General features: G+C 68.0%; 13 protein-coding genes and 1 tRNA gene. 12 read left to right on the top strand and 2 right to left on the bottom strand.

Annotated elements, in window-relative coordinates:
- Nucleotides 1-67 precede the first annotated feature (67 nt).
- The 7 genes from trpC to BKA16_RS16760 all read left to right on the top strand — a co-directional run bounded on the left by trpC (nt 68) and on the right by BKA16_RS16760 (nt 8,112).
- Nucleotides 68-886 (top strand): indole-3-glycerol phosphate synthase TrpC, encoded by an 819-nt coding sequence (trpC, locus tag BKA16_RS16790; protein ID WP_183371749.1) that lies wholly within the window; start codon nt 68-70, stop codon nt 884-886.
- Nucleotides 887-1,051: 165 nt separating this feature from the next.
- A complete protein-coding gene (gene trpB, locus BKA16_RS16785) occupies nt 1,052-2,377 on the top strand; it encodes a tryptophan synthase subunit beta (protein WP_183371748.1) in 1,326 nt (441 codons plus the stop codon).
- On the top strand, nt 2,374-3,177 hold the full coding sequence (gene trpA / locus BKA16_RS16780) for a tryptophan synthase subunit alpha (protein ID WP_183371747.1): 804 nt from the start codon (nt 2,374-2,376) through the stop codon (nt 3,175-3,177). The genes trpB and trpA overlap by 4 nt, the downstream gene beginning before the upstream one ends.
- A 44-nt stretch (nt 3,178-3,221) precedes the next feature.
- Nucleotides 3,222-5,012, top strand: a complete 1,791-nt coding sequence (gene lgt / locus BKA16_RS16775) for a prolipoprotein diacylglyceryl transferase (RefSeq protein ID WP_183371746.1) — start codon at nt 3,222-3,224, stop codon at nt 5,010-5,012.
- 140 nt (nt 5,013-5,152) lie between these two features.
- Entirely contained in the window at nt 5,153-6,586 is a 1,434-nt protein-coding gene (gene pyk, locus BKA16_RS16770) for a pyruvate kinase (protein WP_183371745.1), read from the top strand.
- A 147-nt stretch (nt 6,587-6,733) separates the two neighbouring features.
- Nucleotides 6,734-7,639: an acyl-CoA thioesterase gene (locus BKA16_RS16765; RefSeq protein WP_221246889.1), complete on the top strand. Its 906-nt coding sequence runs from the start codon at nt 6,734-6,736 to the stop codon at nt 7,637-7,639.
- Nucleotides 7,636-8,112 carry a hypothetical protein gene (locus tag BKA16_RS16760; protein WP_183371744.1) on the top strand — a complete coding sequence of 159 codons (477 nt, stop codon included), beginning with the start codon at nt 7,636-7,638 and terminating at the stop codon, nt 8,110-8,112. Before BKA16_RS16765 ends, BKA16_RS16760 begins: the two co-directional genes overlap by 4 nt.
- On the opposite strand, the gene BKA16_RS16755 is transcribed toward BKA16_RS16760, so the two are convergent.
- Complete coding sequence (locus BKA16_RS16755; protein WP_382425243.1) at nt 8,097-8,750, bottom strand: copper homeostasis protein CutC; 654 nt, start codon at nt 8,748-8,750, stop codon at nt 8,097-8,099. The two genes, BKA16_RS16760 and BKA16_RS16755, sit on opposite strands and share 16 nt — an antisense overlap.
- Before the next feature lie 84 nt (nt 8,751-8,834).
- A complete protein-coding gene (locus BKA16_RS16750; protein ID WP_183371743.1) occupies nt 8,835-10,892 on the bottom strand; it encodes a CocE/NonD family hydrolase in 2,058 nt (685 codons plus the stop codon).
- Between the two features lie 201 nt (nt 10,893-11,093).
- Here BKA16_RS16750 and BKA16_RS16745 point away from each other — a divergent pair.
- The 5 genes from BKA16_RS16745 to BKA16_RS16725 all read left to right on the top strand — a co-directional run bounded on the left by BKA16_RS16745 (nt 11,094) and on the right by BKA16_RS16725 (nt 16,790).
- A tRNA-Leu gene (locus tag BKA16_RS16745) sits at nt 11,094-11,175 on the top strand.
- A gap of 24 nt (nt 11,176-11,199) precedes the next feature.
- A complete protein-coding gene (locus BKA16_RS16740) occupies nt 11,200-11,799 on the top strand; it encodes an ANTAR domain-containing response regulator (RefSeq protein WP_183371742.1) in 600 nt (199 codons plus the stop codon).
- A 77-nt stretch (nt 11,800-11,876) separates the two neighbouring features.
- Nucleotides 11,877-14,546, top strand: a complete 2,670-nt coding sequence (polA, locus tag BKA16_RS16735; RefSeq protein ID WP_183373136.1) for a DNA polymerase I — start codon at nt 11,877-11,879, stop codon at nt 14,544-14,546.
- Nucleotides 14,547-14,629: 83 nt separating this feature from the next.
- On the top strand, nt 14,630-15,691 hold the full coding sequence (locus tag BKA16_RS16730) for an isocitrate/isopropylmalate dehydrogenase family protein (protein ID WP_183371741.1): 1,062 nt from the start codon (nt 14,630-14,632) through the stop codon (nt 15,689-15,691).
- A gap of 217 nt (nt 15,692-15,908) precedes the next feature.
- Nucleotides 15,909-16,790 carry an ABC transporter substrate-binding protein gene (locus BKA16_RS16725; protein WP_183371740.1) on the top strand — a complete coding sequence of 294 codons (882 nt, stop codon included), beginning with the start codon at nt 15,909-15,911 and terminating at the stop codon, nt 16,788-16,790.
- Nucleotides 16,791-16,793: the final 3 nt, after the last annotated feature.

Raw genomic sequence — 16,793 nt, 5'->3', positions numbered from 1 at the left:
CCCCGAGGCCACGGGCGGAAAGCACCTTGCCTACTCTTGAGACACAACGCGAGAAAGGGGCGTCGCAGTGAGCAGCCAGACAGTGCTCGATTCCATCCTCGACGGGGTCAAGGCGGACGTCGCTGCGCGCGAAGCCGTCCTCGACCTCGCCGCAGTCAAGGCCCTCGCCGCGAAAGCGCCCGAGCCGCGGGACGCTGCGGCGGCGCTCCGCCAGCCGGACATCGCGGTGATCGCCGAAGTCAAACGGGCCAGTCCGTCCAAGGGGCAGCTGTCCAACATCGCCGATCCCGCGGAGCTGGCGAAATCGTACGAGGACGGGGGAGCGCGTGTCATCAGCGTGCTCACCGAACAGCGTCGATTCAACGGGTCGCTCGCCGATCTGGACGCGGTCCGCGCGGCCGTCGACATCCCGGTGCTGCGCAAGGACTTCATCGTCGGCCCGTATCAGATCCACGAGGCTCGCGCCCACGGCGCGGACGTGATCCTGCTGATCGTCGCCGCCCTGGAGCAGAAGGTTCTGGCGTCCCTGCTCGACCGCACCGAGTCGCTGGGCATGACCGCCCTCGTCGAGGTTCACACCGAGGCCGAGGCCGATCGCGCGCTCGAAGCGGGCGCCACCGTCGTCGGTGTCAACGCTCGTGACCTCAAGACGCTCGACGTGCACCGTGACGTCTTCGCCCGCATCGCTCCGGGACTGCCGACCGACGTCGTGCGCATCGCCGAATCAGGTGTTCGCGGCCCGGCGGATCTGCTGGCGTACGCGGGGGCGGGCGCCGACGCCGTCCTCGTCGGCGAAGGCCTGGTGACCTCCGGCGATCCGCGCACCGCGGTCTCCGACCTCGTGGCGGCGGGCGCGCATCCGTCGTGCCCGAAGCCTGCGCGCTGAGGTCTCGTCCGGTAGAGGGATCTCGACCGGTCGGGGGTCTCGACTCGACTCGACCGGCAGGAGGGTCTCGACCGGCAGGGAAGGTCCCGAGCGGCGGACTCCGCTCGGCCGGCCGGGCAGGGCAGCCTCGACCTCTTCTTATTCGTTTGCCGTCCACCCACTCAGATGAGGACAATCACTGCTGTGACCGATCAGATCGACGAGTTCCCCAAGGCCAGCGACGGCGTCGCGAACATCGCGCCCATCGGACCCGACGAGAAGGGGCACTGGGGCGTCTACGGCGGACGCCATGTCCCCGAGGCCCTGATGGCGGTCATCGACGAGGTCACCGCAACCTACGAGAAGCTGCGCAGCGATCGCGAGTTCCTCGACGAACTCGACCGACTGCAGCGCGACTACGCCGGCCGGCCGTCTCCCCTGTACGAAGCCGAGCGGATGCGCGACCTCGCGGGCGGCGCACGCCTGTTCCTCAAGCGTGAGGATCTGAACCACACCGGATCACACAAGATCAACAACGTTCTCGGTCAGGCGCTGCTCGCGCAGAGGATGGGCAAGAAGCGCGTCATCGCCGAAACCGGTGCCGGTCAGCACGGTGTCGCCACCGCGACGGCCTGCGCGCTCCTCGGACTCGAGTGCCTGATCTACATGGGCCGCGTCGACACCGAGCGTCAGGCGCTCAACGTCGCCCGCATGCAGTTGCTCGGCGCGACCGTCGTCGCGGTCGAATCCGGTTCGGCCACCCTCAAGGACGCGATCAACGAGGCGCTGCGCGACTGGGTGACCAACGCCGACACCACCTACTACTGTTTCGGCACCGCCGCCGGACCGCACCCGTTCCCCATGCTGGTGCGCGACTTCCAACGGATCATCGGCATGGAGGCGCGTCGCCAGATCCTCGAGAAGGCCGGACGACTGCCCGACGCGGTCACCGCGTGCGTGGGCGGCGGATCGAACGCGATCGGCATCTTCCACCCGTTCATCGACGACGCCGACGTACGCCTGGTCGGCTTCGAGGCCGCGGGAGACGGCGTCGAGACCGGTCGTCATGCCGCGACGTTCACCGGTGGCACCCCGGGCGCCTTCCAGGGCGCCTACTCGTACCTCCTGCAGGACGAGGACGGCCAGACCATCGAGTCGCACTCGATCTCGGCCGGACTGGACTATCCGGGCGTCGGTCCCGAGCACGCGCACCTGAAGGACATCGGTCGCGCCGAGTACCGGCCGGTCACCGACACCGAGGCGATGGACGCCCTGCGCGACCTGTCGCGTCTGGAAGGCATCATCCCGGCGATCGAGTCGGCGCACGCCGTCGCGGGCGCGCTCACGCTCGGGCGCGAACTCGGCGGCGGTGCGATCATCGTCGTCAATCTGTCCGGTCGCGGCGACAAGGACGTCGACACGGCGGCGAAGTGGTTCGACCTGTACGGCAGACCGCCGTCGGAGACCGAATACGCCGCTCAGCTCGCCCAGAACGCAAAGGAAGCTCAGTGACCGTCACCGCTCCCGCCGGCCGCCTCGGCGACACGTTCACCGCCTGCCGCGCCGAGAACCGCAGCGCGTTGATCGGCTACTTCCCGGTCGGATACCCCGATCTCGACACGTCGCTGCAGACCGTGCGCACCATGGTCGACGCCGGTTGCGACATCGTCGAGATCGGCATCCCGTACTCCGACCCGGTGATGGACGGCCCGACCATCGCCAAGGCCGCGGTGCACGCCCTGGCCGGCGGCACCCGTGTGCGAGACGTATTCGCGGCTATCGAAGCTGTCGCCGACGCCGGTGCCAAGCCCGTGGTCATGAGCTATTGGAACCTCATCCTCCGCTACGGAGTGGACGCCTTCGCGCGTGACCTGAACGCGGCGGGCGGCGTCGGAGTCATCACTCCCGATCTGATCCCAGACGAAGGCGAGGCCTGGCATGCCGCGTCCGACGCCCACGACATCGACCGGATCTACCTCGTCGCGCCGTCGTCGACGCCGGAGCGACTGGCGATGACCGTCGACTCGTGCCGCGGATTCGTCTACGCCGCATCGACGATGGGCGTGACCGGAGCGCGTTCGACGGTCTCGAACATGGCGCCCGAACTCTGCGCGCGGGTCCGCGAGCACTCGGACATCCCGATCGGCGTCGGGCTCGGCGTCCGCAACGGCGACCAGGCGGCCGAGATCGGCGCCTACGCCGACGGCGTGATCGTCGGATCGGCGATCGTGTCCGCCGTCGACGAGGGACAGTCGGCGGTCGCGGCGCTGGTCGACGACCTCGCGCGGGGAGTGCGCCGCTCGCGTGGCTGACCGGTCGGATCGAGCCCGGCGGCGGGTGCATTAGTGTGTCACCTGTGACTGCCGGACTCGTTCTCGCCTACCTTCCGAGCCCGCCGCAAGGCGTGTGGCAACTCGGACCGATCCCGTTGCGGGCCTACGCGTTGTGCATCATCGTCGGCATCATCGTCGCCGCCTGGTGGAGCGACCGCCGCTGGCGGGCGCGTGGCGGCCAGCCCGGTGACGTCCTCGACGTCGCGCTGATCGCCGTCCCGTTCGGTCTGATCGGCGGTCGCATCTACCACGTCATCACCGACTGGTGGCGCTACTTCGGCGACGACGGCAAGGGTCTCAAGGCCGCGTTCGAGGTGTGGGACGGCGGTCTCGGCATCTGGGGTGCTGTCGCGTTCGGCGCACTCGGCGGATGGATCGGCTGCCGTTGGAAGCGCATCAAACTGCCGTCGTTCGGCGATGCGATCGCCCCGGCGATCCTGCTGGCGCAGGCCATCGGTCGGCTCGGCAACTACTTCAACCAGGAGCTGTACGGCGACTCTACGACGGTGCCGTGGGGCCTGGAACTGTACGAGCGGGTCGATCCGGACACCGGCCGGCGCGGCATCGGCGTCATCGACGGCGTCTCGAACGGCACCGTTCTGGAGGTGGCGCACCCGACGTTCCTCTACGAGCTCCTGTGGAACCTGATCATCGTGGCGCTGCTGGTGTTCCTGGACCGCAGGTTCCGCATCGGTCACGGCCGTCTGTTCGCGCTCTACGTCGCGGGCTACTGTGTCGGTCGCTTCGCGATCGAACTGATGCGCAGTGACGAGGCGACCCACATCCTCGGCCTGCGCGTCAATGTCCTGGTCGCGGCACTGGTGTTCCTCGGGGCGGCGCTGTACGTCGTGATGGCGCCGAAGGGCCGAGAGACCGGTCTGTCAATGTATTGGCCCGACCGTGCGAAGGTCCTCGCCGCCGAGGGCGCTGTCGGCTACGTGCCGCCGACGCTCGACGACGACGGCGAGTTCGACGATGTCGGCGACGGTGAGTTCGACAACGGTGAGTTCGACGACAGACTCGACTCCGGCGCGGACGGGGACCACGACGGTTACCAGGACGAACTCGATCAGGACGAGATCGGCGACGAACCGTCCGAGGACGACTCTGACGAACCCGACCACGTTGTCGATGACGTGACCGACGACGCCGTGACCGACGATGACGTGACCGACGACGCCGTGACCGATGACGTTGCGACCGATGATGCCGTGACCGACGACGAAGCGGGCACCGCGGCCCCCGTCGGGGCGGAGGCCGTCGAGGCGGGGGCCGTCGAGGCGGGGGGCGCGGCAGGGCCCGTCGTCGATGCGCCCGCGGTGGCAGAATCGGGCGACGCAGTCGCGGAGGAGCCCGCGGCGACGGCCGAATCCGCCGACGAGACCGTCGACGACACACCGGGTGACGGGTCCGCCGCACACGAGCCCGGCGCCGACGAGCCCGGCGCAGACGAGTCCGGCGTCGAGCCCACCGATGAGGCGGGCATCGACGACCCCGTCACCGATGAGTCGGTCGCCGCTCACGAGTCCGAGGCCCAGGAGCCCTCTGCCGACGAGCCCGCAGACGAGTCCGGCGCAGATGAGTCCGGCGCAGACGAGTCCGGCGACGGGGCAGGCACCGACGAGCCCGTGACCGACGACCCCGCGGCCGACGAGCCCGTGGCCGATACGCCGATCACGGCGGGCCCGGGGTACACCGTGGTCTCCGATCTGGACGGATTGGACGGGCTCGACGAGATCACCGTCGTCGAATCCGGTCCGGCTCACGAGATCGGCGCCATGGAGATCCGCCGCGCCGAGCCCGAGGACGACTGACACCGTCCACCCGGTCTCGGACGGCATTGCATCGGTACGAGATCGGACTCTCCACCGTGGACGGACGAACATGCGGTGAACACCCCCGGCTACTCGCCAGTTGGTTCGAATTGTGGCCGCCGGCCCGATAGCCTTGTGGGGTGACTCGTCGAACCAAGATCGTCTGTACTCTCGGCCCTGCAACCAACACCGAAGAAGGGATCACCGCGCTCGTCGAGTGCGGTATGAACGTCGCCCGCATGAACTTCAGCCACGGGGCGCACAGCGACCACCGCGGCGTCTACGAGGCGGTTCGCGCGGCGAGTGCGAACACCGGCAAGCCGGTCGGCATCCTGGCCGACCTTCAGGGCCCGAAGATCCGCCTCGGCAAGTTCGAGGACAACGGCCGACCCAACGGCGCCGTCGACTGGAACGACGGCGAACAGGTCCGTATCACCGTCGACGACGTGATCGGCAACCATGATCGCGTCTCGACCACCTACGCGCAGCTCGCACAGGACGCCCGCCCCGGCGACCGTCTGCTCGTCGACGACGGCAAGGTCGGCCTCACCGTCGATCACGTCGACGGCAACGACGTCGTCTGCAACGTGACCGAGGGCGGCACGGTCAGCAACAACAAGGGCCTGTCCATGCCGGGGATGAACATCTCGGTTCCGGCCATGTCGGAGAAGGACATCGCCGACCTCGAGTTCGCGCTGGGCCTGGGTGTCGATCTCGTCGCGCTCTCGTTCGTGCGGAGCCCGGCGGACATCGAACTGGTCCACGAGGTGATGGACCGCGTCGGTCGACGGGTCCCGGTGATCGCCAAGCTGGAGAAGCCCGAGGCCATCGACAACCTCGAGGCCATCGTCCTGGCCTTCGACGCGATCATGGTGGCCCGCGGCGACCTGGGTGTCGAGATGCCGCTCGAGCAGGTTCCGCTGGTGCAGAAGCGCGCCATTCAAATGGCGCGGGAGAACGCGAAGCCGGTCATCGTCGCCACCCAGATGCTCGACTCGATGATCGAGAACTCCCGCCCGACGCGCGCCGAGGCGTCCGACGTCGCCAACGCCGTGCTCGACGGCGCGGACGCCGTGATGCTGTCCGGCGAGACCTCGGTCGGCAAGTACCCGAACGAGACCGTCCAGACCATGGCGCGTATCGTCACCGCCGTCGAGGAGGGCACCCGCGACGTGCCCGAGCTCACGCACGTTCCGCGCACCCGGCGCGGCATCGTGACCTTCGCCGCGCGCGATATCGCCGAGCGTCTCAACGCGGCCGCGATCATCACGTTCACCGAGTCGGGCGACACCCTCCGTCGTGTCGCACGCCTGCATTCGCGTGTACCGCTGCTGGCGCTCACCGCGACCGAGTCGACCCAGCGTCAGCTGACGCTCAGCTGGGGTTGCGAGCCGCTGTTCGTCCCGCGCATGAAGGACACCGACGGAATGATCGATCAGGTCGACGAGGTGCTGACCGCCAGCGGTCGCCTGCAGCGCGGCGACACCGTCGTCATCGTCGCCGGTGCGCCCGCGTCGGTCGTCGGATCGACGAACTTCGTCCACGTCCACCGCATCGGCGAACAGGACCACTGAGGTCTCGCGGCGCCGGCCCGTCGGGTCGGTACCGCTCACGTGCTCGGAGTCTCGGTCGAGCGTCCGAGAACGTGGGCGGCGCCGGTCGACGGGGGCCGCCCGCGCCGATCCCGGCCGGACGATCGGCGTCGCATAGGGTGGACTCCCATGAGCACCGATCCCGACGGAGAATCCGTGAGCGCACAGCAGTCCGCCGATCTGACGACGCTGTTGGCGCTGCTCGACCTGGAACGTGTCGACGACGACCTGTTCATCGGGCAGCATCCCGAGCAGGTCGGTCCGCGGACCTTCGGCGGGCAGCTTCTCGGTCAGGGCATCGTCGCGGCCGGTCGGACCCTGGTGAAGGGCGACCCGCCGGTCCATGCGGTGAATGCGCATTTCGTGAGGGGCGGCGACGTCGCGAAACCACTCGAGTACCACGTCGACCGATTCCGCGACGGCAGACCGTTCGCCAACCGTCAGGTCACCGCGATGCAGGACGGCGAGGTGATCTTCACGATGCTCGTCGCCTTCCAGAACAACGCCGCCGGTCTCGAGCACGCCGTCGAGATCCCCGAGGTCGCCTACCCGGAGGATCTGCCTCCGATCGGCGAGCACTTCGTCGGCTATGAGGAGACAGTCGAAGCGTTCGTCAACGCGCTCCATCCGATCGACATCCGTTTCGTGAACGATCCGGCGTGGAAGCTCAAGGGCACCGGCGAACAGCTCAATCACAATCGGGCGTGGATGAAGACCGACGGTGTGATGCCCGACGACCCGCTGCTGCATGTCGCCGCGCTCGCGTACTCGTCGGACACGACGGTCCTCGACTCGATCATCACCACTCACGGCCTCTCGTGGGGTTTCGACCGACTGTTCGCGGCCACCGTCAACCATTCGATGTGGTTCCACCGCGAGTTCCGGTTCGACGAGTGGCTGCTCTACGCGACCGAGTCGCCGGTGGCCGCCGGATCGCGTGGCATCGGGACAGGACGCTTCTTCACCCGAGACGGCACTCTCGCCGCGTCGGTCGTACAGGAGGCGTTGATCAAGTACTTCCCCCCGCGGTCATGACCGAGCCGTCGGCGGGCGTCCCGGACGTCCGATTCCATCTGCCTCCAGGACCCGCGGTGCCGCCGAAGAGCTGGCAGCGCCGCTACAAGTGGCCCATCCGCATAGCCACGGCGGTGGTGGTGCTCGCGACGGTGGTCGGCGGACTCGTCGCGTTGGTGGCCGGGTATCAGGCCCGCTCGACGATCACGGCGATCGGCGGCGTCACCGTCGACTGCGGTACGCGAGCGGCCGCCGGAACCGTACCGGTCGCATTCGGCGACCGCGTCGAGATCTTCGACGCCGCCGAGAACCGGTCGGCGCCGCTGGCCGCCACCCGGCTGGATCGGCTCAAGGCTCTCGGCGGCGAGACATGCATCGCGCAGTTCGAGGTGGACGATCTCGAGACGGTCGACGCCTACGTGGTGCGGATCGGTGACGACTACCGCCGCATCGTCACCCCGTCCGCGCTGCAGGCCGGCTACTTGTTCGAGTGAGCCGAGGTCCGCGCGGCGGCGACGATGTCCGGGTCGGTCACTTCGATTCCGCCGCCCGCACCGCCTCCGGGTCCCGTCGCCCCGGGGTCGGGGATCACGGTCTTCGCCGACAGATGCACGGCGTCGACACCGACGTCGACCAGCGCCGGAATGGTCTCCGGCCGCACCCCGCCGCCCGCCATCACCTGAACGCCGGTGTCCTCGGCGACGAGCCGAGCGAGCATGTCCAGACCCTCGCCTGCCGCCGCGGCGCCGCCGGAGGTCAAGACGCGGTCGACCCCCAGTGCGGCCACAGTGCGCAGAGCCGCGACGGGATCGGCCGCGGCGTCGAGCGCGCGGTGAAAGGTCACATCGACCTCGCCCGCGGCACGTGCCTGCCCGACCAGACCCGCGACGGCCGCCTCGTCGACGGATCCGTCGGCGCGTAACGCACCGACCACCACGCCGCGGGCACCGGCGGCGACGACCGCCGCGACATCGAACGCCATCACCTCGATCTCGTCACGCGAGTAGACGAACCCTCCTGGGCGACAACGGATCAGGACGTGCACGTCGATACCGGTCGCCGATGCGGTGCGCACCGCGCCGATCGACGGTGTGAGCCCGCCCGTCGCACCCAGCGCCGCGCAGAGCTCCACGCGGTCGGCGCTCCACGCGGTCGGCCCCGCCGGCGAGCGCGACGGCCGCGCCCGGGGCGTCCTGAACCGCGATCTCGAGCGCCGTCATCGGAGTGGACGCGACAGCGGCACGTTGACCCAGCTCGGGTGTGCGGGGTCGATCTCGATGTACTGCGGCTGCAACCGCGACGACCAGAGCTCCGGTCCGAGCGGCACCGCCTTGGGGAAGTTGAACGCGTACAGATCGACGCGCAAGCGGTCGCCCGGACGCAGCTTGGCCTGTGTCGCCGTCATCGGAATGTCGACGTCGAGGACCTGACCCGGCTTCACCTTGCGGTAATCGGACAATGTGAGAGTGGGGATCGCGTCGGTCAGATCGCCGTTCGGGGCGTACGAGCTCCGCTCGCGGTCGATGCCACGCAACGACACCATCAGCTGTCCCATCGACACCGTCGTGGAGCGCCCGTCGGGCGAGACGATGTTCACCGTCGCGTGCCAGTAGCCGTCGGTCGCGGCCAGCCGTTGCCGGAGATGGACGACCGAGGTTCCGCTGATCGACGTCGCGACCGTCGCCGGGGCGGACGTGAAGGTCTGCGCCGCGATCTCCGAGACCCGCGAGTCCTTTCCGCAGAAGTCGAAGATCGCGGTGATGCCGACCGTGGCCTGGGCGGAGTCACGGCTGCACAGCGTCGACAGACCGGGCGCCACCCGCCGCGTCGTCCGCGCCGCGGGTGCGGCCGACGACAGTGAGCCGTCGCCCGCGACCGGCGTGTTCGTCGTTCCCGACCGCCGCCCGGACAGATACTGCCGCTGATAGGTGTGACCCGGCAACGGATAGGTCGGCCCCTGCACGAACCAACCGCTCGGCTCGGAGGCCAGCGTGGCGGGAGAGTACCGATCGATCCCGTTGTCGACGCCCTTGAGCCACTTGTCGTACCAGGCACGGGCGAGCACGTCCAGGCGCGGCGGATAGCCCTTCTGCCCGAAGTTCGAGCCCGACGTGATGTGGTACCCGTCGTCCATGATGAGCTTCTTCTGCGTGTCGGGGAGCTGTGTGAGCCCCGTCAGGAGTCGGGACTCGCTGTTGGTGAACAGATCGTTCCAGCCGCCGATGCCGAACGTCGGCGTGGAGATCTTCGACAGGTCGGTCGACAGCGTGCGACGCCGCTCCGAACCCGCTGTCACGAGATCGCGTGTGGTGCCGTGCAACGTACTCGGCGACTGCGTGGTCAGCGCTTCGATCATCACGTCGAAGTATGTGAGCGGATCCTTCACGCGGTCCGCGAGCCAGCGCCAGTCGAAGGTGCCGTTCAGCATCGAGGCGACGTTCGGGATCAGCTTGCTGCCGTTGACGAGCGAGAGCCACGGTGCGAGGAAGCCGAATCCGACGCCGCCACCCGGGGCGATGACGTCCTGCACGAGGTCGGCGCCGGGCACCACCGGGAAGATCGCATCGAGGGCGCCGGGGCGGTCGGAGGCCGCCTGCAACTGGTTGATCGCCGAATACGAGACACCGGACATGCCGACCTTGCCGTTGTTCCACTTCTGCTTCTTGGCCCAGTCGACCACTTCGACGGTGTCCTTGCGTTCGCGCTCGCCGAACACCTGCCACGTGCCCTGAGAGAATCCGGTGCCGCGGACGTCGACCACCACCACGTTGTAACCGCTCTTCACCAGCTGCGGGTCGTAGGCGAACGTGTTGACCAGTCCGCCGCGCAGCGCACCCACGAGCTCGTTGTAGCCCGATAAGAATGTGCCGCGAGCGTTGATGCCGTTGAGCAGGTCGATCAGCTGCGGCACGAGCACCGGATAGTTCGTCACCTCGGCGGCCAGCGCCGACACCATCTTGGTGTACGGGGTCATCGTGACGATGGTCGGCAGTTTGTCCGAGACCGGCCTGCCGTTCTTCGTCGGGCGGATCACGTTGGAACGCAAGACGGTTCCATCGCTCATCCGGATCGGAACATCGGGTTTCACCGAGTAGCCCGAGTACTTCTGCGGGCCGTCGTGCGTGCGCGTCCAGCGAGCGCCGAGCGAGCCGTAGACGTCGGCGTGTGCCTGAGTCGACGTCGCGGGCACCATGCCCGCTCCGGCGACGACGGTGACCGTCGCGACGAGTGCGATGAGTATCTGCCGGACTATCCGGCGCAACGAGACGAACATCTGCAATGAACCTTCCCCGAAAGGCCAGACGGGTCGGAAAGACGACGTGATCGTCACCCCCGCGTGATCTGACTCGCAAGTAACAATAGGACGTGGGCACGTCACAGTCGAGAGCCCGGTGTGTCGCCGTGGGCGGAGCGGACCCGGGTTGGGTGTGCGCGGCCGACGCCTAGTACACTTTCACCTCGCACTGATCCACCGGCCCCGGTGGCGAAATTGGCAGACGCGCCGCACTCAAAATGCGGTCTCTAACGAGGTGCCGGTTCGAGTCCGGCCCGGGGCACACTTCTACGACGAGGACCAGCGGATGGCAGACGATCAGCCCACCAGCCGACAGGCGAGCCGGGTGGTCGTCGCCGAAGACGATTCGCTCATCCGCCTCGATCTGATCGAGATGCTCCGCGAAGAGGGCTACGACGTCGTCGGCGAGGCGCCCAACGGCCAGGTCGCCGTCGAACTCGCCGAGCGGCTGCGTCCCGATCTGGTCATCATGGACGTCAAGATGCCCGTCCGCGACGGCATCGATGCGGCCAGCGAGATCGCGAGGAAGCGGATCACCCCCGTCGTCATGCTGACCGCGTTCAGTCAGCGCGAGTTCGTCGAGCGTGCGCGCGACGCCGGGGCCATGGCGTATCTGGTGAAGCCGTTCACTCAGGCGGATCTCGTACCGGCGATCGAGGTGGCGCTCAGTCGCTACCGTGAACTCGCCCAGCTCGAGTCCGAGGTCGCCGACATGAACGAGCGCTTCGAGACGCGCAAGCTCATCGAGAAGGCCAAGGGGCTGCTGATGGACAAGCATGAGCTCACCGAACCCGACGCCTTCCGGTGGATTCAGCGCAACGCGATGGACGGTCGCGTCACGATGAAGGTCGTGGCACAGGTCGTCGTCGAGACGCTCGGAGAGTAGCCGCCGGACTGTCGGAGCCCATCACTAGACTCACTGATGTGAGCGCAGCGAAGAAGACCGACACCCGACCGACCCTGATGCTCCTCGACGGGCACTCATTGGCCTACCGGGCGTTCTTCGCCCTGCCGCCCGAGAACTTCAAGACCAACACCGGGCAGAGCACCAACGCGGTCTACGGCTTCACCTCGATGCTGATCAATCTGCTGCGCGACGAGGAACCCACGCATGTCGCCGCCGCGTTCGACGTCTCCCGCCAGACGTTCCGGTCGGAGATGTTCCCGGAGTACAAGGCGCAGCGCAGCAAGTCGCCGGACGAGTTCCGCGGCCAGGTCGACATCACCAAGGACGTCCTCGGCGCGATGGGCATCCCGGTGATGGCCGTCGAGGGATACGAGGCCGACGACATCATCGCGACCCTGGCGACTCGAGCCGACGCCGCCGGATACCGCGTGCTCGTGGTGACCGGCGACCGCGACTCGCTGCAACTGGTCAACGAGAACGTCACCGTGCTGTACCCGAAGACCGGTGTCTCCGTGCTGACTCGCTTCACCCCCGACGAGGTCGAGAAGAAGTACGGACTGACACCGCAGCAGTACCCCGACTTCGCCGCACTGCGCGGCGACAAGAGCGACAACCTCCCGGGAATTCCCGGTGTCGGCGACAAGACCGCCACCAAGTGGATCGTCGAGTACGGGTCGCTCGAACAACTCGTGCACCACGTCGACGAGATCAAGGGCAAGACCGGCGACTCGTTGCGCGCCAACCTCGCATCGGTGCAGATGAACCGGACGCTCACCGAGATGATCCGCGACATGGACCTGCCTGCCGGACCCGACGACCTCAAACTCCACGCGTGGGACCGCGACGCCATCCACCGCCTGTTCGACGATCTCGAGTTCAAAGTCCTACGCGACCGGCTGTTCTCGACGCTGACCTCGTCCGAACCCGAAGCCGACGAAGGGCTCGAGGTGCGCGGTGAACGGCTCGGCGCCGGGGAGGTGGCCGACTGGCTCGACGCTCACGCCCGCACCGGACGGTCGGGTATCGCCGTCGACGCGCAGAAAGTGGTGGTCGGCGCGGACGTCGACGGGCTGGCGATCGCCGCGGCCGACGGCGAGGGCGCGTTCATCGATCCGGTGTCGATGTCGGCCGACGACGATGCCGCGCTGGCCGCGTGGCTGTCCGACGAATCGGCGGCCAAGGCCGTGCACGAGGCGAAGTGGGCGGTGCACGCGCTGCGCGGTCGCGGCTGGCGGATCGCCGGCGTCACCTCGGACACCTCGTTGGCCGCATACCTGGTCCGGCCGGGTCAGCGGAGCTTCAACCTCGACGACCTCGCGTTGCGGTACCTGCGGCGCGAGTTGAAGGCCGACGACAGCGTCGACGACGACGGACAGCTGTCGCTGCTCGACGACGACGCCGACTCCGCGCGTGCCGCCGAGTCGCTGATGCTGTCGGCGCGCGCCGTCGCCGAACTCGCCGACGCCCTCGACACCGAACTCGAACGGATCGACTCGGTCAAGCTCCTCACCGAGATGGAGCTGCCGCTGACGTTCGTCCTCGCCGATCTCGAAGCGGTCGGCATCGGTGTCGACGTCGCGCATTTCAACGATCTGGAGTCCGAGTTCGCGCAGCGCGTGCGCGATGCGGCGGAGTCGGCGTACGAGGTGATCGGTGAACAGGTCAACCTCGGTTCGCCGAAACAGTTGCAGGCGATCCTGTTCGACAAACTCGACATGCCCAAGACCAAGAAGACCAAGACCGGTTACACGACGGACGCGGATGCGCTGGCGGGCCTGTACGAGAAGACCGAGCACCCGTTCCTGAAGTTCCTCCTCGAGCACCGCGACGCGACGCGGCTGAAGGTGACCGTCGACGGGCTGCTCAAGTCGGTCGCCGACGACGGTCGCATCCACACGACGTTCAACCAGACCGTAGCCGCGACCGGCCGACTGTCGTCGACCGATCCGAACCTGCAGAACATCCCGGTCCGCACCGAGGCCGGCAGACAGATCCGCGGCGGTTTCGTCGTCGACTCGGACGACCGGTTCGAGTGCCTGATGACTGCCGACTACTCGCAGATCGAGATGCGGATCATGGCGCACCTGTCCGAGGACGAGGGCCTGATCGAGGCGTTCCGGTCGGGGGAGGACCTGCACAACTTCGTCGGATCGCGCGCTTTCGGCGTCCCGGTCGACCAGGTGGACCCGCAGATGCGGTCGCGGGTCAAGGCGATGTCGTACGGTCTCGCGTACGGGTTGAGCGCCTACGGTCTGGCCGCGCAGTTGGGGATCGGCCGTGAAGAGGCCAAACAGCAGATGGAACAGTACTTCGACCGGTTCGGCGGGGTGCGCGACTACCTGCACGACGTCGTCGTCGAGGCCCGTCGCAACGAGTACACCGCGACCCTGTTCGGGCGACGCCGCTATCTGCCGGACCTGAACTCCGACAACTTCCAGCGCCGTCAGTCCGCCGAGCGCATGGCGCTCAACGCGCCGATCCAGGGTACGGCGGCCGACATCATCAAGGTCGCCATGATCAACGTGCAGCGTCGTCTCGCCGCCGAGCGGCTCACCTCGCGCATGCTCCTTCAGGTGCACGACGAACTCGTCCTCGACGTGGCGGTCGGCGAACGGGACCGGGTCGAGGCCCTCGTCCGCGAGGAGATGGCCGGCGCCATCGACCTGTCGGTGCCCCTGGAGGTGTCCGTGGGCGTCGGTCGCACCTGGGACGCGGCCGCGCACTGAGCGCCGGACCGAGATGACGACCCGATCAGGCCGGTCTGTGCGGCTGTGCGAATGAATAAGTGCACCGTGAAGGAGGCGCTGCGATGACGTTCTCGGTTCGGCTCGCTGTACTGCCCGGCGACGGCATCGGCCCCGAGGTGGTTCCCGCCGCGGCGGCGGTGGCCCGCGCCGCACTCGACCGGCAGGGGATCGCCCTGGACACGGTCGAGCTGCCGTTCGGTGCCGCCGCGATCGCATCGCACGGCGTGCCGATCCCCGGCAGCACGCTCGACGCTCTCGCGGAGTTCGATCTGTGGCTCGTCGGCCCCCACGACAGCGCGTCGTATCCGGCCGAACTCCGTCATCCGGCGCCCGGCGCGGTGATGCGTAAACAGTTCGGCTTGTTCGCCAACCTGCGTCCGGCCCGCGCGGTCCCCGGTGTGCCGGCCACCGCACCCGACATCGACCTCCTGATCGTCCGGGAGAACAGCGAGGGTCTGTACGCGGATCGCAACATGGCCGTCGGCAGCGGCGAGTTCATGCCGACTCCCGACGTGGCGCTGTCCGTCGGTCTGGTCACGCGGGCGGCGACGGAGAGGATCGCCGTCGAGGCGTTCGAGGCCGCACGGCGTCGTCGCGGGCACGTGACGATCGTGCACAAGGCCAACGTGCTGCGCCTGACCACAGGCCTGTTCCGCGACGTGTGCCTGCAGGTGGCGCAGCGGTACCCGGATGTCCGAGTCGACACCGAGCACGTGGATGCGATGGCGGCGTTGCTGGTTCGCAGACCCGCGGACTTCGACGTGATCGTGACCGAGAATCTGTTCGGCGACATCCTGTCCGACCTCGCCGCCGAACTGTCCGGTTCGCTCGGGCTGGCGTCGTCGCTCAACTCGTCGGCCGATCGCGCGATGGCGCAGGCGGTGCACGGCGCAGCACCCGACATCGCGGGCCGGAACAGTGCGAATCCGGTCGCGACGATCGGTTCGGTGGCGATGTCGCTGCGCTGGCACGGGGAGAGGTCCGACGACGCTCGCGCGGTGCGCGCCGCCGATGCGATCGACGCCGCGGTGGCGCATGTGCTCGCGGGCGGTGTCCGAACCGTCGATCTGGGCGGCGACGCGACCACGAGCGCCTTCACCGAGGCGGTCGTCGACGCCCTCTGATCGTCGCGTTCGACGTGATGTTCGCGGTGGATGACGACCCGCGGCCGGAAATGCCGCGACTGTCCGGACATCTCCATGCGGGGTCGGACGCGCCGACGGCGGTCTCGGCTCCGTCGTGGGACCCCCGGCGCGTCGCCGATACCGATTCGTTCATACTCGATGGTCGGGCCGAGTAGGTTTCGGGGGACCGACGAGACGATTGACGGGGGTTGAGGCGATGCGTGTGCGACCGTTCGGCGCGGCAGCCGCATGCGCGACACTGCTGTTGTCGGGATGCGTGGTGGACGAGTCGGCGCTCGACACCAAGCCGATCGACATCCACATCGAGGAGCAGCCGGACATCGCGGCTCTCGTGCCCGCGAACATCCGCGCCTCAGGAGTGCTCAAGGTCGGCACCAATCCGCCGTATCAGCCGAACGAGTTCAAAGACCGGAACGGCGACATCATCGGTTACGACGTAGACCTCGTCGACGCGATCGGCGACGTGCTCGGACTGAAGGTCGTGTACACGCAGTCGGACTTCGACAAGATCATCCCGTCGATTCAGGCCGGCACGTACGACATGGGGATGTCCTCGTTCACCGACTCGGTCGAGCGTGAGAAGCAGGTGGACTTCGTCGACTACTACACGGCGGGCATCAAATGGGCGGCCAAGCCGGGCAGCGGCGTCGACCCGGACAACGCGTGCGGACTGCGGATCGGCGTCCAGGTGTCGACCACGCAGGACACCGATGAGGTCCCGGGCAAGAGCGACGAATGCGTCGCCCGAGGACAGGACCCGATCGTCAAAGTCGCCTTCGACACCCAGGATCAGGCGGTGAACGCCGCACTCCTCGGGCAGGTGGCCGCCTTCTCCGCCGACTCGCCGGTCACCGCGTACGCGGTGAAGAAGACCGACGGCCAGCTCGAGGAGATCGGTCCGACCTACGATTCGGCGCCGTACGGTTTTCCGATCAGGAAGGGGTCGTCGTTGTCGGAGGCGGTGCAGAGGGCGGTTCAGTACCTGATCGACGACGGACAGTATCGGACGATCGCGGAGCATTGGGGCGTAGAGGCGGGAATGATCGAGACATCGCAGATCAACGGGGCACAGGAGTAGCCG

It is taken from the genome of Gordonia humi, assembly GCF_014197435.1.
Taxonomy (GTDB): Bacteria; Actinomycetota; Actinomycetes; order Mycobacteriales; family Mycobacteriaceae; genus Gordonia; species Gordonia humi.
Note: the sequence above shows the minus strand (reverse complement) of the source record. Positions and strands in the feature narration are given on the sequence as shown.